This window comes from Pseudomonas sp. AC532, assembly GCF_979258965.1.
In genome coordinates this window covers 4,533,068-4,551,953 of record NZ_OZ409888.1, presented here as the reverse complement: position 1 = coordinate 4,551,953, position 18,886 = coordinate 4,533,068, and the positions used below count along the sequence as shown (strand labels likewise).

The 18,886-nt window shown below is 60.3% G+C and carries 16 protein-coding genes; all 16 read right to left on the bottom strand.

Annotation, left to right across the window (positions count from 1 at the left end):
- Positions 1–832: 832 nt before the first annotated feature.
- Complete coding sequence (locus ACZ0AV_RS21145; RefSeq protein ID WP_499152835.1) at positions 833–2,236, bottom strand: sigma-54-dependent transcriptional regulator; 1,404 nt, start codon at positions 2,234–2,236, stop codon at positions 833–835.
- A 2-nt stretch (positions 2,237–2,238) separates the two neighbouring features.
- On the bottom strand, positions 2,239–3,444 hold the full coding sequence (locus tag ACZ0AV_RS21140) for a sensor histidine kinase (RefSeq protein WP_499152834.1): 1,206 nt from the start codon (positions 3,442–3,444) through the stop codon (positions 2,239–2,241).
- A 210-nt stretch (positions 3,445–3,654) separates the two neighbouring features.
- Positions 3,655–5,127 carry a sigma-54 dependent transcriptional regulator gene (locus ACZ0AV_RS21135; RefSeq protein ID WP_499152833.1) on the bottom strand — a complete coding sequence of 491 codons (1,473 nt, stop codon included), beginning with the start codon at positions 5,125–5,127 and terminating at the stop codon, positions 3,655–3,657.
- A 227-nt stretch (positions 5,128–5,354) separates the two neighbouring features.
- Positions 5,355–5,651: a flagellar protein FliT gene (locus ACZ0AV_RS21130; RefSeq protein ID WP_499152832.1), complete on the bottom strand. Its 297-nt coding sequence runs from the start codon at positions 5,649–5,651 to the stop codon at positions 5,355–5,357.
- Positions 5,652–5,677: 26 nt separating this feature from the next.
- Positions 5,678–6,058: a flagellar export chaperone FliS gene (gene fliS, locus ACZ0AV_RS21125; RefSeq protein WP_499152831.1), complete on the bottom strand. Its 381-nt coding sequence runs from the start codon at positions 6,056–6,058 to the stop codon at positions 5,678–5,680.
- Positions 6,059–6,298: 240 nt separating this feature from the next.
- Complete coding sequence (gene fliS / locus ACZ0AV_RS21120; RefSeq protein WP_499152830.1) at positions 6,299–6,688, bottom strand: flagellar export chaperone FliS; 390 nt, start codon at positions 6,686–6,688, stop codon at positions 6,299–6,301.
- Positions 6,689–8,170, bottom strand: a complete 1,482-nt coding sequence (fliD, locus tag ACZ0AV_RS21115) for a flagellar filament capping protein FliD (protein ID WP_499152829.1) — start codon at positions 8,168–8,170, stop codon at positions 6,689–6,691. It lies immediately after the preceding gene.
- A gap of 17 nt (positions 8,171–8,187) precedes the next feature.
- Positions 8,188–8,568: a flagellar protein FlaG gene (locus ACZ0AV_RS21110; RefSeq protein ID WP_499152828.1), complete on the bottom strand. Its 381-nt coding sequence runs from the start codon at positions 8,566–8,568 to the stop codon at positions 8,188–8,190.
- Between the two features lie 80 nt (positions 8,569–8,648).
- Complete coding sequence (locus tag ACZ0AV_RS21105) at positions 8,649–9,809, bottom strand: flagellin (protein WP_499152827.1); 1,161 nt, start codon at positions 9,807–9,809, stop codon at positions 8,649–8,651.
- Between the two features lie 251 nt (positions 9,810–10,060).
- Positions 10,061–14,488: a glycosyltransferase gene (locus tag ACZ0AV_RS21100; protein ID WP_499152826.1), complete on the bottom strand. Its 4,428-nt coding sequence runs from the start codon at positions 14,486–14,488 to the stop codon at positions 10,061–10,063.
- Positions 14,485–14,901, bottom strand: coding sequence for a sugar 3,4-ketoisomerase (locus ACZ0AV_RS21095; protein WP_499152825.1), 417 nt, complete (start codon positions 14,899–14,901; stop codon positions 14,485–14,487). Before ACZ0AV_RS21095 ends, ACZ0AV_RS21100 begins: the two co-directional genes overlap by 4 nt.
- Positions 14,892–16,028 carry a DegT/DnrJ/EryC1/StrS family aminotransferase gene (locus ACZ0AV_RS21090; RefSeq protein WP_499152824.1) on the bottom strand — a complete coding sequence of 379 codons (1,137 nt, stop codon included), beginning with the start codon at positions 16,026–16,028 and terminating at the stop codon, positions 14,892–14,894. Before ACZ0AV_RS21090 ends, ACZ0AV_RS21095 begins: the two co-directional genes overlap by 10 nt.
- On the bottom strand, positions 16,012–16,494 hold the full coding sequence (locus tag ACZ0AV_RS21085) for an acyltransferase (RefSeq protein WP_499152823.1): 483 nt from the start codon (positions 16,492–16,494) through the stop codon (positions 16,012–16,014). Before ACZ0AV_RS21085 ends, ACZ0AV_RS21090 begins: the two co-directional genes overlap by 17 nt.
- Positions 16,491–17,639, bottom strand: coding sequence for a CDP-glycerol glycerophosphotransferase family protein (locus ACZ0AV_RS21080; RefSeq protein ID WP_499152822.1), 1,149 nt, complete (start codon positions 17,637–17,639; stop codon positions 16,491–16,493). Before ACZ0AV_RS21080 ends, ACZ0AV_RS21085 begins: the two co-directional genes overlap by 4 nt.
- Complete coding sequence (locus ACZ0AV_RS21075) at positions 17,632–18,303, bottom strand: phosphocholine cytidylyltransferase family protein (protein ID WP_499152821.1); 672 nt, start codon at positions 18,301–18,303, stop codon at positions 17,632–17,634. Before ACZ0AV_RS21075 ends, ACZ0AV_RS21080 begins: the two co-directional genes overlap by 8 nt.
- Entirely contained in the window at positions 18,279–18,881 is a 603-nt protein-coding gene (locus tag ACZ0AV_RS21070; RefSeq protein WP_499152820.1) for an HAD-IB family phosphatase, read from the bottom strand. The genes ACZ0AV_RS21075 and ACZ0AV_RS21070 overlap by 25 nt, the downstream gene beginning before the upstream one ends.
- Positions 18,882–18,886: the final 5 nt, after the last annotated feature.

Sequence of the window (18,886 nt, the reverse complement as noted above, 5' to 3'; positions counted from 1 at the left end):
CGAATGGCGGCCATACCTCAACATACCGGAACGGCCACTATCGCCTTCGCCCCGAGGTCGGGACTCCTACACGACCGCGTGGACCCAAACCAACCTGTAGGAGCTGCGCCCCCGCAGCGAATGGCGGCCATACCTCAACATATCGGAACGGCCACTATCGCCTTCGCCCCGAGGTCGGAACTCCTACACGACCGCGTGGACCCAAACCAACCTGTAGGAGCTGCGCCCCCGCAGCGAATGGCGGCCATACCTCGACATACCGGAACGGCCACTATCGCCTTCGCCCCGAGGTCGGGACTCCTACACGACCGCGTGGACCCAAACCAACCTGTAGGAGCTGCGCCCCCGCAGCGAATGGCGGCCATCCCTCGACATACCGGGACGGCCACAATCGCCTTCGCCCCGAGGTCGGGACTCCTACACGACCGTGGGGGCCGAACCAACCTGTAGGAGCTGCGCCCCCGCAGCGAATGGCGGCCATACCTCAACATATCGGAACGGCCACAATCGCCTTCGCCCCGAGGTCGGAACTCCTACACGACCGCGTGGACCCAAACCAACCTGTAGGAGCTGCGCCCCCGCAGCGAATGGCGGCCATACCTCGACATACCGGGACGGCCACAATCGCCTTCGCCCCGAGGTCGGGACTCCTACACGACCGCGTGGACCCAAACCAACCTGTAGGAGCTGCGCCCCCGCAGCGAATGGCGGCCATACCTCGACATACCGGAACGGCCACGATCGTCTTCAAACCCAGGCTGTAGCGCAAAATCGACCGCCAACCAGAGCGCCCGCAGACACCAGGCTCGGTAGCGAGCGGCGTACAAGGTATTCAACTGGCGTACAGATACGCCTCGACATCCATCCCCGCATCGCGCATCTGCGCCAGTTTGTAGCGCAGTGTGCGCGGGCTGATGCCCAGTCGTTCGGCGGCTTCCTTGCGGCGACCACGCTCGGCACGCAGGATGTCGATGATTACCTGGTACTCCCGCCGACGCAGATCCTCTCCCAGTGCACCCTCCATCACCGTGGGCTCTGCCGGGGCCGAAACGGGGGGCACGACAGCAAGGTGTGGCTGCGTCAGCACCGGCGCCGGAGCAAAGCCGATTGGCGCGGTCAGGCACAGGTCGTGCGGCTCGATAGTGCCGCCCTGCTGAAGGATGACGGCGCGCTGGATGGCGTTGTCCAGCTCACGCACATTGCCCGGCCAGCCATGCTGCGTCAGGCAGGCCACCGCCTGGGCAGAGAAGCGCAGTGGTACCAGGTTCATCTTGCGTACGTATTTGCCCAGCAGGCGCTCGGCCAGCGGCAGGATATCCGCCGGACGCTCGCGTAAAGGTCGCCAGGCCAGCGGAAATACCGACAGCCGATAGAACAGGTCCTCACGGAAGCGCCCCGCCGCTACTTCCGCCGCCAGGTCCCGGTTACTGGTCGCGAGCACGCGAATATCCAGGGCGATGGGCTTGCGCGCGCCAACCCGCTCCACCTCGCGCTCCTGCAGCACGCGCAACAACTTGGCCTGCAAAGCGAGGGGCATTTCGGAGATTTCATCGAGCAGGATGGTGCCGCCCTCGGCCAGTTCGAACTTGCCTGGCGCACTGGCCACGGCGCCGGTGAATGCGCCCTTCTCGTGACCAAATAGCGTGGCCTCGAGCATGTTGTCTGGAATCGCTGCGCAATTGATCGCGACAAAGGGGCCGGCGGCGCGCGGCGATTGCTGATGAAGATAGCGCGCCAGCACCTCCTTACCGGTACCCGACTCGCCGGTGATCAGCACCGTGGAGTCACTGCGCGCCACGCGCGCGGCCAGCTCGAGCAGTTGCAGGCTGGCCGGTTCGCGCGCCACCGGCCCGTCCGTTTCAAGGCCGCTGGCGCGGCACAGGGCGTGTTGTTCGACAAGTGACAGCAGCGCCTTGGGCTCGAAGGGCTTGACCAGGTAATCGACCGCGCCGCGCCGCATCGCCTCGACGGCTCGCTCCACCGCGCCAAAGGCGGTCATCAGCAATACGGGCAATTGCGGTTGTCGCTCGCGAATCAGCATCAACAGGCGATGCCCGTCCATGCCTGGCATGTTCACGTCGCTCACCACCAGGCCAAACGGCTCTTCGTCAATGGCAATCAGCGCCGCTTCAGCGCAATCGACAGCACGGTAATCGTGACCGCCCAGCTCCAGGGTGTCGGCCAGGGCCTCACGCAGCGCGCGGTCGTCTTCAACCAGCAGGACTTTGGCAGCCATGGTCACTCCTTAATCGAGGGTTGCGCTGGCGTTATCAGCGGCAGAGTCAACAGGGCGCAGGTACCACGCCCCGGTCGCGAGCGCAGTTGCAGCTCGCCGTGATGAGCGCGGGCGACCGCCTTGACCACCGCCAGCCCCAGGCCGGTTCCGGTGGTTTTGGTGGTGAAGAACGGCTCACCCAGACGTGCCAGCGTGGCAGCATCGATGCCCGGGCCGTTGTCGCTGACGCACAGGCGCAGGCGTTCCCCGCGTACATAGGCGTGCACCTTCAAACGAACGTCACGGCCGGATGCCTGAATGGCGTTTTCCACCAGATTGAGCAGCGTGCCAACCAGGGTGTCGCGATTGCACATCAACTCACCTCGCCAGGCATCGCACTGCCAACGCACGTCGAGCCCCTGCACCAGCGATTCGCCCGAACGCCGCAGGGCATCGAACAGCTGCCCGGGCGGCAGGCGGTCCGATAGCGGCAGCTCTCCCCGGGCGAACACCAGCATGTCGCGCACCTGATGTTCCAGCTCATGCAGCCGCTCCTTCAGGCGCCCAGCGAAACGCTGTTGCTGCTCAACCGGCAGCACCTGGTCGGTCAGGTGGCTGGCATACAGCAGCGCGGCAGACAGTGGCGTGCGCACCTGGTGTGCCAGCGAGGCGACCATGCGCCCCAGGGCACTCAGCCGCTCGTGACGCGACAGTTGATCCTGCAGGCGACGGGTTTCCGTCAGGTCGGTGAGCAGCACCAGTTGCCCAGGCTCGCCCTGCAGCGAGCGCGTGGAAATGGACAGCCGGCGCCCATCCGCCAGCGAAATTTCATGACCATCGTCCTGACGGGGGGCGAACCGTTGAGCGATCACCTCACGCCACAGCCGCCCGAGCAGCGGCTCACCGAGCATGTCGCGGGCCACAGGATTGGCTTCGCGCACCACGCCATGGCCATCAATGACCACCACCCCGCCCGGCAGCAGATCAAGCAGGCTCTGGAGCCGATGCGCAAGGCGCTCCTTCTCGTTCAATTCCTGGACGCGCTGCTCACTGACCAGGGCCAGCTGGCCAGTCAGTTCATTGACGCGGCTTTCGAGAAGATCGTAAGAGCTGCCCAGCCGGTTCGACATCTGCTCGAACAGAGCCAGCGACTGCTCAAGATCGCCACGAGCCGCCTGTGCAGGCGGTGTAGGATCTATCGAGGCGGACAGGTGGAGGCTGGATTTCATCGTGCTATCTCGCGTGGCGAGCCGTCATAAGACAGTCAGTTGCCTGAGAGATAGCAATACTCATGCCTGAAAATAAATCCTTTTACTTTCATGCAGATAACTATTTTATAGCGCTGCCACCGTCATTTTGGTGGCCAATCCGCGCCTGGTCGAGCAGTGCTTAGGCGCTGGCGAACAGGGCAGTGACGAGCTGCTTACTGGCCAACACGATTAGTCGTCGCCGACCTCATCTTCACGACGGCTCATGCCGTACTTGCGCATTTTCTCGACCAGAGTGGTACGCCGAATGCGCAAGCGCTCTGCGGCACGTGCGACGATCCCGCCGGCGTCATCGAGTGCCTGCTGAATCAAGCCCTGCTCCAGATTCCCAAGATAGTCCTTCAGGTCCAGCCCCTCTGCCGGCAACATCGCCGTAGATCCCATGCCGGACGAAGGGGCCGTAAGCACGGTGCGCTCGTCGAGCTCTTCGCGCAGGCTGGCGGCAAGCTGCTCGTCCTCGTCATCCACATGGCGGAATTTCTTCGGTAACTCGCCAACGCCGATCACGCCATAGGGGTGCATGATCGCCATGCGCTCCACCAGGTTGGCCAGCTCACGAACGTTACCGGCCCAGTCATGGCGACACAGCGACATGATGGCTGCGGAGTTGAAGCGGATGGAACCACGCTTTTCATGCTCCATGCGCGAGATCAACTCGTTCATCAGCAACGGTATGTCTTCGATGCGCTCGCGCAAGGGCGCCATCTCGATCGGAAACACGTTGAGGCGGTAGTACAAGTCTTCCCGGAAACTGCCACCCTCGATCATGTTCTCAAGGTTCTTGTGGGTAGCAGCAATGATGCGCACATCGGCGTTCTGGGTCTTGTTGCTGCCTACCCGCTCGAACGTGCGCTCCTGCAACACACGCAGCAGCTTGACCTGCATCGGCAGTGGCATGTCACCGATCTCGTCGAGAAACAGCGTGCCGCCATTGGCCAGTTCGAAGCGCCCGGCACGGCTGGTAATCGCCCCGGTGAATGCGCCCTTTTCGTGGCCGAACAATTCGCTTTCCAGCAGCTCGGCAGGAATCGCCCCACAGTTCACCGGTACGAACGGCGCTTCACGTCGCCTGGAGTGGTAGTGCAGGTTGCGGGCGACCACTTCCTTGCCGGTACCCGATTCGCCGAGGATGAGTACGCTGGCCTCGGTATCGGCCACCTGCTGCATCATCTGCCGCACATGCTGGATGGCTCGGCTGGTGCCCACCAGACTGCGGAACAGATTGGGCTCACGCTGGCGTCCACGCTCGCGGGCCTGATCGTACATCTCCCGATAGACCTGGGCACGGTGCAGCGAATCCAGCAGTTTGTTGTAGCTGGGCGGCATTTCCAGCGAAGCCAGTACTCGCCGACGAAACTCCTCCGGCCAATCGCTGGTGGCGTGCTCCTCGATCGTCAGCACGGGCAGGTACTCATCCCACGCGGCGAACTCCTTGAGCAGGTCCAGGGCACCGCCCTTCAGCCTCACATCGCCGAGCAGCACGCTGAGAACGCCCCTGCTGGAGTCGATCTGATCCACCACCTCGCGCCAGTCGGAACTGCCGCACACCAGATGATCCTCACCCAGGAAGTTGAGAATCACCGACAAATCACGGCGTCGTTCGAGGTTATCGTCAATCAGCAGAAGCTTGGTTTCACGCCACATAGTTGGTCTGGCCCAGAAGGAAAAGCCACCTAACGCTTTAAAGCGCCAGCATTTAGCCAGCAGTTAAGACAATTTCTGGCGCTTAGTCAATTTTATGGCGTGCTTTTTTTTGCGAGGCAGACCAGTGGAGCTGGCCAGGTGTCAGGAGGGGCGGTTCGAAGGGGAATTTTACGCGAAATTACTACAGGGGGCGTGTAATTCGTGATCGCGCGCCCCTGCCCACGGCCTTAGCCGAACAGCTGATAAACCTTGGCACCTTGCTGCGACTGATTCAATTGAATCAGCTCACCCGCCAGCCTCTGCCGCTCGGTCTGGCAAGCTGTGACGAGATCCTTGTACAGGTCCAGCAGCTCCTGCATACGCGCCCGCAACGCACCATCGTCATTGGCGGCATCGACCATCGCGTCTTCAACGGCTTGACGGCACTGCAGATCGAGCTCGCCGATTGCAGACCAGTCCTGGGCAGATAACGCCTGGCGCATGGCAGTGCCGGTGCTCTGCAAACGTTGCACGGAAGTATTCATGGGAAGGCTCCTTTCACACACGCCAATCACTGGGCGATTGCATCCCAACCAGCTTTCACATTACGCAGCAGCGCGGCGACTTCATCAAGTGGCTCGACGGTATTTTTCAGATTGGCCTCGAGCAGACGACGGGTCATGTAGTCGTAGAGGTTATCCAGATTCTCCGCCAGCTCGCCACCCTCTTCCAGGTTCAGCCCGGCGCGCAAGCCGCCGATGATACCGATGGCCTTACCGATGAGCTCACCTTTCATGGCGAACTGGTCCCGCTCCATGGCGCCGCGCGCCTGCGCCAGACGAGTCAGGCCACCTTCCATCAGCATCTGGATCAGGCGATGCGGGCTGGCATCGACAGCCTGAGCCTGAGTGTTGACATGTTGATACTGACGCATAGCGGCCATGGCGTTCATGCTGAATGTACTCCAGTGTAAAGCGGGAATACTCAATGTATCGGCATGAGGGGCGTGAGCTTTAGGAGGGATTAATCATTAATGTAGAGCAGAGGCGCATGATGCCAGGCGGTTCATTCGACAGTTTCGCGCCGGGCAAAGGCCCTGCCAGGCTGACGATGAGCCCTCAACGGCCGACAGCCACCAGGCAGTGGCTACGACCGTTCGAAAGCTGACAACCCCGAGTGATCCGGCACCTGCTCAGGCGGGAGAACCTTCGTCGACTTCAGGAGCAATCGCTTTCCAGGCATCACGGATCTGCGTGAGCAGTGCCTGCACCTCTTCAAGCCTGCGCGGCGTATCGTCTAGCGCCACGCCAACCAGCCGACGGTTGATGTAGTCGTACAAATTGTCGAGATTCTGCGCCAGCTCACCGCCAAGCTCCTTGTCCAGGCTCGACTGCAGAACCGAGATGATGGAGATGGTGCCGCTGACCGCCTCGCCGCGCAAAGCGGGATTGGCCTGTTGTTGAGCCAGCAGGGCCAGCGAGACACGCTCGATGGCGCCGTCCAGCAGCAGCTGCACCGCCTGGTATGGCGTAACCACCTGGCTTGTTTTGACGCTTTTATAGGTATCGATAGGACCGTTCATTTAGGTACTCTTCCTCACAACGCCGGGCAAGCTGGACAGCGTGTTTTGCAACTGGCTGCTGGTTCCGTTCAATTGTCCGACCAGCTTTTCCATGGCGTTGAACTGCGCCAGTAGCCGCTTTTGCATGCTGTCGACACGCAGTGTGAGGTCCTCGGTCTGCTTCTTGATATCGGTACGGGTGGACTCCAGTGCCTGCATGCGCTGAGACAGAATACCGCCCGTCTGACTGTAGGCATTCACCTGGCCATCAAGACGCTTCATCAAGCCGGTGTCACCCAGGAAAAACGCGCCGACCCCATCGAAGTTGTCTTTCAGAGCGGCATCGAGTCGGGCGTCCTCGATTTTCAGGGTGCCGTCCTTCTGCGTGGTGATGCCAAGGTCGGCCAGCACCTTCACGCCATCACCGCCAACGGGATTGACGAGCTCGTTACGAACGCCGCCAAGCAGGTTTCGAACGGTCGAATCGCCAACCAGACCGCCCACCAGAGGGGTTCCATCCTCACCGACCTTGGTCACTCGGGTCAGATCGTTGCTGGTATTGATCAGCTTGTTGTAGGCATCGACGAACTTCTTGATACCGGCTTTGACACCGGTATTGTCCTCACCGACCTTGAGGGTCAGGGGCTTTTCCTTGTCGGTTGTAGCGAGCAGTTCGAAATTGACATCGGCAATTGCCCCCTTGACCGAGTTGGTGGGGCTGGTGAGCGCCAGACCATCGATCGAGAACTTCGCATTGGCCGCCTGGACGATAAAGCCGGCAGCGGCGTCGTCGCCAGTAACGAGCTTGTTACGGCCGTCGACACTGAGCGCGCTGAGGCTGCCGCTGCCGGAAACGATGACATCCTTGCCGTCACCCGTCTCATTACCACTGAACACCAGGCGAGACTTGCCAGTGGCAGGATCGTTGATGGTGCTGACGGTTACGCCCTTATCCTTGAGCGCGGTATTGAGCTGATCACGAATGCTGGCCAGGTCGGACCCGGCGGTAATCTTGACGTCAATGGCGGTACCCGCGTCGCCAAGCTTGACGCTCAGCACCTCGTCGCTGTCGCCGCTCTTGAACGTACCGTCGAGAGCCTTGGTCGCCACCTTGCTGGCGGAAGCCAGGCTATCCACCGCGATTTGATAATTCCCGGACGATGCAGTCTTTCCCGCGGTGGCCGTCAACGCGCCAGTATTGGACGATGTGGCCGTGCGTTTCTCGAACAGAGTGGCGCTATTGAGATCCTTCAGCGCGGTCTGAAACTCGCCAAGCGCAGTATTCAGCTGACCCAAGCCGGAGAGCTTGACGGTAGTCGAACTCGACAGGCGCGCCAGTTGCGCTTCCTTGGGTGCCTTTTCGGCATCGACCATCGCCTTCACCAGATCGCCGATCGGCAGCCCTGAGTTGATACCCGTCTGAACTCCACCAATAGCCATAAATTCTACTCCGTCACGATATTGACGTTCATGCGAAAAGTTCTGCAGCCTTCTCCTTCGCATTCAAAAACCGCGCCATCTCAGGCTTCGGCCTTGAACAGCAGGCTTCGTACTTCTTCCAGACTTTCCGCCAACCGCAAGGCCTCCTCGGATGGCAACTGGCGAATGACATCGCCTGAAGCACGATCGGTCACCTTCACCACAACCCGACCACTCGAGTCATCGACACTGAAATTCAGATCACGCCGAATGTTCTGCACGAAGCTCTGGATGGACGTGACAGCATTATCCACTTGCTCGTAGATCTGCCCGCTATCTTCAGCCGCTGCCTGCCCCTGGCGTGCAGCTGACTGCTCAGTGCCGGCCTCGGAAGAGACAGCCGCACCAGCATACGCTGCGGGTACGGAAGTACCTGCGGGCTTGGCCAGTACCGGCGACAAACTATTTATTGCGATGTCCATTTCTTTTACCTCGCAAGGCAAAACGGGGAGAAGCGCTATGCACTTCCCCCCGGAGTTTAAAGCAGCCTAGCCGATTTGGCTTACTGCAGGAGGCTGAGGACCGCCTGCGGCAGCTGGTTGGCCTGGGACAGGATCGCGGTACCGGCCTGCTGCAGGATCTGGTTCTTGGTCAGGTTCGCGGTTTCTGCCGCGAAGTCCGTATCCTGAATCCGACCACGTGCTGCCGAAACGTTTTCTGCGATGTTCTGCAGGTTACCAATGGTGTTCTCGAAGCGGTTCTGCACAGCACCGAGGTCGGCACGTTGTTTGTCGATCGCCTGGATCGCCTGGTCGATGACGATGACCGACTCCTGGGCGCCCTGCACGGTGCTGACGTCGATGTTGGTCATTTCGGTTTCGGTGACGGCAGTGGCAGCGGTATATGCCCCAGTGCCAGCACCTGCCACGGTACCGCTGATGCTCAGCGCGGACAGCGCGTTCTCAGTACCATCGGTATTCTGACCAGAAATCAGCGTGGTGGCTCCAGTGTCGTCCACGAACGCACCGACCCCGATGTTGGCATCGTTGATCGCCGTGGCAACAGACTGGCTGATCTGCACTGCAGTTGCGCCGCTGGCTACCGCTACGTCGACCGAGAAATCGGTACCGTTTACGGTGCCGGAAACGGTGATGGTACCCGAAGCGGTGGCTGGCCCGGTGGAAGCGGCGATAGTGCCTTCGTAGTACTTGCCCTTCAGCGACGCCGTGCTCATCTCGTCGATTTTCACGCTGATGGTTTCGTTCGCCGCGCTACCAACCTGGAAGGTGGTGGTGCCGAAGTTGCCATCGAGCAGTTTCTTGCCACCGAAGGTGGTGGTGTTGGAGATACGGTTCAATTCCTTCTTGAGCTCGGTCACTTCCGAGTTCAGTGCCTTACGCTCGCCTTCGCTGTTCGAGCCGTTGGCCGATTGCAGGGACAGGTCACGCATACGCTGCAGGATGGTGGTCGACTGCTGCAGGGCGCCTTCAGCGGTCTGCGCCATGGAGATGCCGTCGTTGGAGTTCTTCACCGCGACGTTCAGGCCGTTGACCTGGCTGGTCAGGCGGTTGGCGATTTGCAGGCCAGCCGCATCGTCCTTGGCACTGTTGATGCGCGAACCGGTCGACAGACGCTGCAGGGAGGTGTTGAGCGCGTTGGACGAGGTGTTCAGGTTGCGCTGAGTGTTCAACGACGCAATGTTGGTGTTTACGGTCAAAGCCATGATGTTTGTCCTCCATCGGACACTAACTGTTTGCCTGGGCTTGCGACTCTGGCCTGCAATGCTCAGGCAACATTGAGTTCGCTTTCATACTCTGTATCGACCTGACTCTGCGAAGCTTTAGGAGAGAAGCTGGTTTTTTTTGCGACTCCCTTGACAACCCGGGAGCCATGACTCTTCCACTTCATCCTGAACAGCGTATCGGCGCTCTTGACGGATTCTTGAATCCGAGAATCACGCCGATACATCCGCCCTCAGTCAGGCAGCCAGGCCCGCCGCCAGGCAACCAGGTTGTCGCCCTCCAGCGTCCAGTCACGCATGACCTGCTGGTGCAAGTCGCTGCCTGCACGGGCCGACGCATCGAGGTCAGCGACATGCATCCTGATGGCGTCTGCCCAATCCCGGTAACGATTCTTCACACGGGTGACCGGCAGCGATCCTTCATAACTGCGCACGTCACTGCACACCACGGGAAAGCCGCAGGCTCCGTATTCCAGCAAGCGCAGATTGCTCTTGCACTGGTTGAACGGATTCTCCTCCAGCGGAGCCACCGCCAGATCCAGATTGAGCGCAGCCAGTGCACGCGGATAAGCCAGGATATCGACCCCCTGGTGAATCTCCTTGACGAAGGGCCGAAGCTTCTCCGGACACATGCCCATGAACACCCAATCGACTTCATCGGCCAGCGCTTGCACGACATCGGCAATCATTTCCAGATCACCGGTGTGACTTATGCCACCCGCCCAGCCGACCCTGGGTTTGCCGGACCGGCTGCGCGGGCTGGCAAGCCCTTTCCACCAGGCAGGTGGCAGATAGTTCTCGATCACCCGGATATCACCGTGCAGGCCACCACAGGCTTCGGCCAGGGCCTGAGTGGACACCACGAAGCGGTCCACATAGCTCAACCCACGCCGCATGGATTTCAGAATGTCCTTGGGCATCTGCGCGCGGTGAACACTTTTTACCGGCAGATTCGGCAGGTAGTCGTCGAGTTCGTACACCTTGAGTGCTCGTGAAAACGCCTGCATGCGACGCATGGCCTCGAAACGGTCATCACCAATCTGCTTCTGTAAAAGGATGACATCCGGGTCGTAGCGCTCCAGATCCGTCACATGCATCAGCCCTGGGGACACGCCGCCCTCGATCAACCCCGCCTGTTGCAAGGCGGTAAATGGCTGAATCACTCGATAGTGCCCCGAGCCGTAGTTGTCCGACGGGTGGGCGAGCACGGTTGGCAGAGGCTTCCATGAGGATAACGGGCGCCACGACAACGCCGTGTCGGCCAGCTTGAAGCCCCCCGGCTGCGAGAGGGAGAAGTTCGGGTTGTAGGCGGGATCGCGGGCCAGCACCGACAACCACCTGGCATACAGGGCGTCATGCTCCGCGGTAGTGCCCCGGGTGCTGTCTACCGGGTCGAGCATCAACTGCGAGAATGGTGTCCACACGGTCAGATAGCCGGCCTGGCGCGCCTTCAGGCAGAGGTCGACACCCGCGTAGCGCCACGGCATCTCGTCCTCGCTCAGCCCACCCAACTGCAGGAATACGGCCTTGGCCACCAACAGGCACTCATGGCCGACAGCGCTGCTGTTCTGTGCCACCTGCAGGCGCTGCATATAACCCGGCGCATCCAGGGGCTCACCGACATAGGGCCGGCCCACCGGCCCCTCGAGCCCGAGGATCAGGCTGGCCCGAGCGATTTTTCCGTCGGCAGCCAGCAGCTTGGCGCCGACGCAGCCGACTTCCGGACGTTGCGCGTGGTTGAGCAGCTCACACAGCCAGTCATCGCTGATCGCGGCGGTATCGGCCGACAGCAACAGCAGGTAGTCCCCATGCGCCTGCTCGGCAGCCTGATTGAGCAGCGTTTGCGGCGCCATCGCCTCCTGTCCTGCAGGCAGTACCCTGATACGCGCCTCGCCAAGCGAGGCCAACGCGCTAAGCCAGGCACCGACCTCGTCAGCCTGGAGAGGGGTCTGAATCAGCAGCAACTCGTAGTTCGGATAGCGGGTATTCTCAAGAATGCTTTCTACACAGCGCTGCAGGTTCTCCAGACGTTCACCAGGGAGGATCAGAAAGGACACCAGCGGCGATTGCGCATGACCGTAGTCAATCCGATAACGTCCGGGCTTTGCCGATGTGACAGCCGCATCCGAGTAGCCACGTTGCTGCAGGTGCAGGAGGATCGCCTGCTGCTCGGCCTCATTGTCCGCCAGTGCAGGTGCCGCGGTGATGAGCAGCGGTTCCGCCACGTGCCCCAGGCCATCGAGGCCGCCCTCGTTGATCAGCCTGAGGATCAGCTCCAGCTCCGGAGCCTGCTCGAATGCAGGGTCGAACCCACCGGCAGCTACCACGACCTCTCGGCGGAACAACCAGTGCCTGGCCATCCCCGCGGGGAAACTCAACAGATAATCGAGATTGAAGGCCGGGCGAAGAGCCGCCGCCAACTGCTCGTCCTGGCGGAACATTTCATCGCAGTAGATCGCACGGCAGTCCGGCGCGGTGAGCAACTCGAGCCCAGCCATCATCAGGCCCGACGCGGTTAGCTCATCGCCCGCGCGTAGCAGTAGGCACCAGTCGAAAGACGAAGCGGCCAGACGCTCATTGAGCGGCGTGATCCACTCTTCAGGCCGCACCGCGACGACCTCGCATGGTGTGGTCGATTTCGGGATGTCGTCGGCAGCAGTCAGCACTAGCGCCTGCAATCTTCCGTAGTTTTGCCGCGCGCTGTCCAGAGAGGCAAGCGTGCACGCCAGTGCTGCGCTATCCCCCTGCAGGTCCACGATCAGAACCGCGAAATGGGGCGCTACACCTTCCACTTGCAAGCGCCCGTCCACCAGCTTTTTCTGAGTAGGCGTCAAGGCACGCTTTTGCAGCCATGCCTGCATGCTCGGTAGCAGGCGGCTGACCTCAATGTCGACACCAAGACGCTGCAACAGCGTTGCCCTGCCAGCCATGACTGCAGAACTGCCAGTGTCGCTGTGGCGTCGATACAGCTCCATATACAGCGCAGGATAGTCCTTCAGCGCCTGCTGGGAGCGTCGCTCGGGCAACGATTCGTCAGCACGCATGCGTACCTGCACGGTCTCTTGCTGCAGGTGGTGGAACGGCAGCCGAGCAGCGAGCCGCATCAGGAAATCCCAGTCCTCCAGACCCGATAGGTCCTCATCGAACCCCCCCACCTCCAGCGCAACAGACCGCGGCCAGGCAAAGGTATTGACCGGAATGTAGTTGTCTACCAGCAGGCGCTCGCGTGAATAGTCACCATGCGGATAACGACGTTCCTGGTTGAGCACATGGCGCACGCCCTTCTCGACGCGCTCTGCAATGAACAGGGCGTCGCTGTAAACCACCTCACCCGGGTGTTGTTGCAGTGCGGTTGCCAGCACCTGCAGGTGATCCGGCAAAAAGATGTCGTCGTCGTCCAGATAAACCAGATACTGACCGCGGGCCAGGCGATGCGCCGCATTTCGCGCCGCCGCGGGTCCGGCATTGCGGCCCTGACGCAAATAGGTAAGACAGAAGGGGTACTGCTCCAGAAGCGATTCGACACCCTCTCCGTGGTCATTCACCAGAATGACCTCGAAATCCTCGAATGTCTGAGCCTTGACGCTATCGAGCGCGAAACGCAGCAGCTCGCGCCTGTTGTATGTCGTCATGATGATCGAGAACAGGAACTGCGATGGAGCCATGGACAATTCGCCCTTGGCCATCAACGCCGTATGTATCGCATCGATTCTGCGTTGATAGGACGCCGTGGTTTCAGAGGGATAGGCGTTTATCCGCTGCTGATACAACGCCCAGATAGCATCGCCATTGGCGATCATGCGCCTGCGGGTGGGCGCATCGGCGAGGTTCATTTCCAGTATTTCGGTGTGCTCGCGCAGCGGACGCTCGCTGCCGTAGAACGTGTTCGATATCTGTCCGCTATGGATGCGGTAACCAACGCTCGCCTGCCGCAGAAACACGAAGTCGGGAAAGGTTCGCGCTAGACGAATCCACAGCTCCCAATCACCAGCCAGCAGGTCGTGACGATGGATACCGCCTTCGGACAATGCGACATGAGACAGCGCGCTGCGCCGCAGGATTGCGGCCGATGGCGTGATGTAACTGTCGAACGTCAGGAGGTCCGCCACCTCGTCACGACCACCGGAATAGGACTGTTTGCGGTGCCCCGGATGATCGGCAAAGCGGATGAACTCCCCGTTCTCATCGATCCAGTTGCACTGGGCATACCCGAGGGCCGCACCGGGGCAAGCATCCATCGCCGCCACGAGAGAAGCGAGATGCCCTGGATAGAGAACATCATCGGAACCCAGCACGACCAGGTATTTGCCACTGCCTGACTGAACGCAGCGATTGTAGTTTCCGGCCATCCCCAAGTTGACCGGGTTGACCTGGAAACTGAAGCGCGGGTCAGCCGCGTACCCCTTCAATACCTCGACACTGTCATCGGAGGAGCGATCATCGAAAACCAGCAGTTCGAGACTCACACCTTCCTGGGACAGCACCGACTCGATAGTTTGCGCAAGGTAAGGTGCGTTGTTGTAGGACATGACGGTAACGGTCACGTCAACATCGTATCGACTGCCCCCCTGGCCACGTCGCGAGGCCTTCAGCCTGTCGAGGCTCGCCAATCCATCGAGCAAGCGCTCGAGTGGTTGACCGTTAGAACTGACTGAGCTCATGCCGAAGGTCCTTGTACCGCTTTTTTGAAATCATCGTAGTCCCTGAAATAATCATCTTCGTCATAAAACTGGGAAGCCATGACCATACAAACCGAACCGCTCGAAAAGTTGTCGATTTCGCGCCATATCATCGGCGGGATGTAAAGACCGTAGTACGAGCGATTCATGTGATATTTGAATCGGGTTCGTCCGTCATCCAGCAAAATATCGAAACTGCCCGACATGGCGATAAGGAGCTGGTGCAAGCCCTTGTGCGCATGACCGCCACGGTGGGATCCGCCCGGCACGTCGTAGAGGTAATAGACGCGCTTGAGATCGAATGGAACATGCCGCCCGCCCTCGACGAAAGTCAGGTTGCCGCGCGGGTCTTCGATCTTTGGCAGATCAATGATCTTGCAATCTTTTAGCGACATGGGTCCTCTCTACTTCCGTCGTGCGGAAAATCATTGCAGGCGTCAATGACCAAAGCCACATAGTCTTCTGTCATGCCGGGATACAGAGGCAGGCTGAGCACCTGAGTGGCCAATCGCTCCGTAACCGGCAGCGGCATTGCGCCAAGCTCGGCATATGCGGCCTGTCGATGAATCGGAACGGGATAATGAATCAAGGTAGGGATACCACGACGCAGCAGATGCTCCTGCAGCGCCTGGCGCTGGGCACAGATCACCACGAAAAGATGCCAGACGTGGCTGAGCGCAGACGACGGCTCGCTCGGCAGGGTGATCGCCGGATGCGAGATACCCTTCAGGTATCGGCTGGCAATGGCTCGCCTATGCTCGGCATCCTCACCTAACCGGCGTAACCTGACTCGCAGCAGTGCAGCCTGCAGCTCGTCCAGGCGTGAGTTCACGCCCTTTACCTCATGAACGTACTTCTCGGTAGAGCCATAGCTGCGCAGCTTGCGCACTTGGCCGGCCAGAGCAGGATCATTCGTGGCAACCGCACCGCCGTCACCAAGAGCACCCAGGTTCTTCACCGGAAAGAAGCTGAATCCTGCGGCATCCCCCAGTGCACCCGCCACACGGCCCTGCTCGTCACGCGCACCATGCGCCTGTGCCGAGTCCTCGACCAGCAACAGCCCATGCTGCTGTGCCAACTTTCGCAAGCCGGACATATCCGCCAATTGCCCGTAAAGATGAACGGCAATCACCGCCCCCGTTCTGGCGGTGATTGCTGCTTCGACGGCGGCAACCGAAATGGCAAAGTCGCTTTCCTGAGGTTCGACCAGCACGGGAACCAGGCCGGCCTCGGTAACGGCCAGCGCCGTGGCGATGAATGTGTTGCCTGGCAGTATCACCTCCGCGCCTTCGGCAAGACGTCCAAGCTGGCGATAGGCGCGGAGGATCAGCGTGAGAGCATCCAGCCCATTGCCGACCCCGACAACATGATCAACGCCACAGAGTTGCGCGAACTCGCGCTCGAACGCTTCCACTTCGGGCCCCAACACGTACCAACCAGAATGCAGAACTCGGGCGAATGCTTCTTGCAGTGCCTCTTCGTCGCGCCCCATGAGCGCCTTCAGGTCAAGAAACGGGTGCATGGCGATCATCCAGATAACGCACGACTCGTGCTGGGTTGCCGACGACCAGCGCATGCGCGGGCACGTCCCGGGTCACCACCGAGCCGGCTCCGACCATCGCACCGGCTCCGATCCTCAGGCCTGGCAGGATGACCGCGGCAGCACCGATAGAAGCGCCGTCCTCGATGTATGTCGGCAGAAAACGTTCGGGCCGTTGCCGCGAGCGTGGAAACGGATCATTGGTGAAGGTGACGTTCGGGCCAATGAACACATCGTCGCCGACCCGCAGGCCATCCCACAGATAAACGCCGCATTTCACCGTAACCCGGTCGCCCAGCACCACGTCATTCTCGATGAAGCAATGCGCATTGATGTTGCAATCACGACCGATGACGGCATCGGCCAGGACCACGACGAACTGCCATATCCGGGTTCCATCGCCGATTACTCGACTCTGGATATCCGCGAGCGGATGACGTGTCGTCATGCCATCAGCCCCTTGAGGACTTCCAGTACACGACGCCCGGCGCCACCATCAAGTTCGTGGAAAAAATGCCTGATCGCTGCAGTACGACTGAGATGCAGCGGGTCCTCGTCTCGACGCTGCTGATCCAGGAATGCAACGACCTGGCCGGCATCCACAGCGGTCTGGTACTGACGAACCACGGCGGCGCCCTCTTCGTTGAGGCCCTGACCATGAGGGTTTTTCAGGTACAGCACCGGCTTTCCAGTCGCCAGGTACTCCATCAGGAAAGACCCTGCATCGCTCATCATCGCCGCACTGGCCGCGAAGGCGTGACGGTGGTCCGAGCGCTCATCGATGATCACCCCCAGTTCCCGCAACTGCGCCTTTAGGTCCGCTATATCGCGCTCAGTCAGGATGTTCAGGTTGATCAGCTTCTTCCAGAGCAGCGGATGAGGCCGCAACAGCAGCACCAGTTCAGGACGAGACGCGAACGCATCGATGATGCCGCCCGCTAGCTGATCAAAGGTCGACCACAGGTCACCATCGAATGAAAAGTGAGCGTTCCACAGCACGGCCTTGCGTCCGTCGATCGCCTCCAGCAGGGCGGGGTCCACCGGGAACTGCGCGATATCGACCAGCCCATCCATACGCGGGTGCCCGGTGACATGAACATGGCCGGCACCCGTTGGGCAATGGCGGGCGAACATCTCGCGAACACTTTGCGACCTGACAAAGACAGCATCGGCATGAGCGGTGACGGGCTGGCCGTACTGATAGACGTAGTTCAGCTCGCCGCCGCCGACTTCCAGCCCATAGGGGACATATGCGGTAAGTCCTGCGCGCTGGCGAAGCTCGGCAAATTTATAGGCGGGCGGCCTGGTCTCATCATAAGGCGAGGTGTACAGCACGGCATCCAGTCGCTCGCCTTCGAGCACATGGGAATCCCACGGTACGAACGGAACGCCAAGCGCGCGCAGGTGTTCTTCAGCCTGCTCGCGCTGCCACTGGTAATCGCGATGGATGAATGGCAGGACTATCACCGAGACGTCGACTGACTCGTCAGCCCGAGCGGCCTCCCAGATGGACCGCACATTGGCCCAGGACTCAGGCAGCTGATAAAGGATGACGAGATGCTTTTTGCCAGTGTTGATCGAGTCGTTATGCATAGTTATCTCTATCGAGCCATCCATCTGCAAGAACCTGACGCGCCATATCGAGGTCGGCAATCGTGTCGATATCGAATGCTTTGATCTCGGCAGCGCGCATGGGCAGAGAACCTTCAAGTGCCTGGTAAACGTAGATGGGTTTGTCGACCACAACCGCCGGATCGATGACGGCAATGCCCGTCCACTCCCAGGCATGCTCTGGCGCCCGCGTGAACGCGGTAACGCACGCGCCGGCTTCGTCGAGGAGCACGCGAACACCATCGCTCGTGGTGTAACGGGAAATACCGATCAACTGCGTGCAATCGTTCGCTGCCGCCATGAAGGCGTTGAACGACGCCGGCTCGACGACGGTATCGGCATCGATTACCAGAAATCGCTCCTGCAAATGCCGCGACACGAGATGGATGCTCTGTAGCGTATTGGTCCTCGCGTAGTCCGGGTTGCGAACGATGATCAGGTCGTTACGCAAGGACATAGCGTGGCGGATGACGTCGGTTTCTTCAAAGCCGACAACCAGCCAGATATTCTCCGCCCAACGCAGGCGTTCAAGGTGATAATCGAGCAGCGTCCGCCCTGCTATTTCTACCAGGCACTTGGGCTTGTTCAGGCCCAGCCTGGAGCCAATCCCTGCGGCGCTGATTACAACGTGTTTAATAGGCGACACAACGCACCCCCGTCGTTCACAACAAAGTCACTCAACTTCACCAAGAGATGATTCGGGCTGTGGGCACCGCCGAACGCGATGCGCCAGTCTGCCACTTCGAACATCGGCACATCGTTCATGCCATCGCCGACGGCGATGATACGGTCGAAGCGATTTCGCAGGCCAAGGACGGCATCGCCCTTGTGCAAAATATGCTCGATCCCTTCAAGGCGGGAACCGTTCATCTGCGCTGTCGATGTGAAGCTCTGAATGCCCAGGCGATCAAGTACGGGCTTGACCCATACATCGAGGTTGCCTGTCACCACGAAGCATTGGTCAGGCCGGCTGGCGATGAACTTGATCATGTCCGCATTGAATTCGACCTGCTCCAAAAGCGCCGAGTGAATCCAGTCGATATTCGCATCGCGCAGCAAGCGAACGCGCAATTTGAAGGATTTTTCGAACGGGAGAATTCCATTTATGGTCGCTTCGGTCAGTACCGATATCTCATCCTCCAAACCGACGGACGATGCGATCAATGGCAGCAGTTCCTGCTGAGTCAAGGTGCCATCGAGATCGAAGCAATAGGCTGTGGCCATAGCGC

Bases quoted from the DNA above. Each gene is read 5' to 3' on its own strand.
- ACZ0AV_RS21080 (WP_499152822.1), bottom strand. From the start codon at position 17,639: ATGCATAACGACTCGATCAACACTGGCAAAAAGCATCTCGTCATCCTT.
- ACZ0AV_RS21110 (WP_499152828.1), bottom strand. From the start codon at position 8,568: ATGGACATCGCAATAAATAGTTTGTCGCCGGTACTGGCCAAGCCCGCA.
- ACZ0AV_RS21145 (WP_499152835.1), bottom strand. From the start codon at position 2,236: ATGGCTGCCAAAGTCCTGCTGGTTGAAGACGACCGCGCGCTGCGTGAG.
- fliS (WP_499152831.1), bottom strand. From the start codon at position 6,058: ATGAACGCCATGGCCGCTATGCGTCAGTATCAACATGTCAACACTCAG.
- ACZ0AV_RS21140 (WP_499152834.1), bottom strand. From the start codon at position 3,444: ATGAAATCCAGCCTCCACCTGTCCGCCTCGATAGATCCTACACCGCCT.
- ACZ0AV_RS21130 (WP_499152832.1), bottom strand. From the start codon at position 5,651: ATGAATACTTCCGTGCAACGTTTGCAGAGCACCGGCACTGCCATGCGC.
- ACZ0AV_RS21095 (WP_499152825.1), bottom strand. From the start codon at position 14,901: ATGTCGCTAAAAGATTGCAAGATCATTGATCTGCCAAAGATCGAAGAC.
- fliS (WP_499152830.1), bottom strand. From the start codon at position 6,688: ATGAACGGTCCTATCGATACCTATAAAAGCGTCAAAACAAGCCAGGTG.
- fliD (WP_499152829.1), bottom strand. From the start codon at position 8,170: ATGCGAAGGAGAAGGCTGCAGAACTTTTCGCATGAACGTCAATATCGT.
- ACZ0AV_RS21070 (WP_499152820.1), bottom strand. From the start codon at position 18,881: ATGGCCACAGCCTATTGCTTCGATCTCGATGGCACCTTGACTCAGCAG.
- ACZ0AV_RS21085 (WP_499152823.1), bottom strand. From the start codon at position 16,494: ATGACGACACGTCATCCGCTCGCGGATATCCAGAGTCGAGTAATCGGC.
- ACZ0AV_RS21135 (WP_499152833.1), bottom strand. From the start codon at position 5,127: ATGTGGCGTGAAACCAAGCTTCTGCTGATTGACGATAACCTCGAACGA.
- ACZ0AV_RS21090 (WP_499152824.1), bottom strand. From the start codon at position 16,028: ATGCACCCGTTTCTTGACCTGAAGGCGCTCATGGGGCGCGACGAAGAG.
- ACZ0AV_RS21100 (WP_499152826.1), bottom strand. From the start codon at position 14,488: ATGAGCTCAGTCAGTTCTAACGGTCAACCACTCGAGCGCTTGCTCGAT.
- ACZ0AV_RS21105 (WP_499152827.1), bottom strand. From the start codon at position 9,809: ATGGCTTTGACCGTAAACACCAACATTGCGTCGTTGAACACTCAGCGC.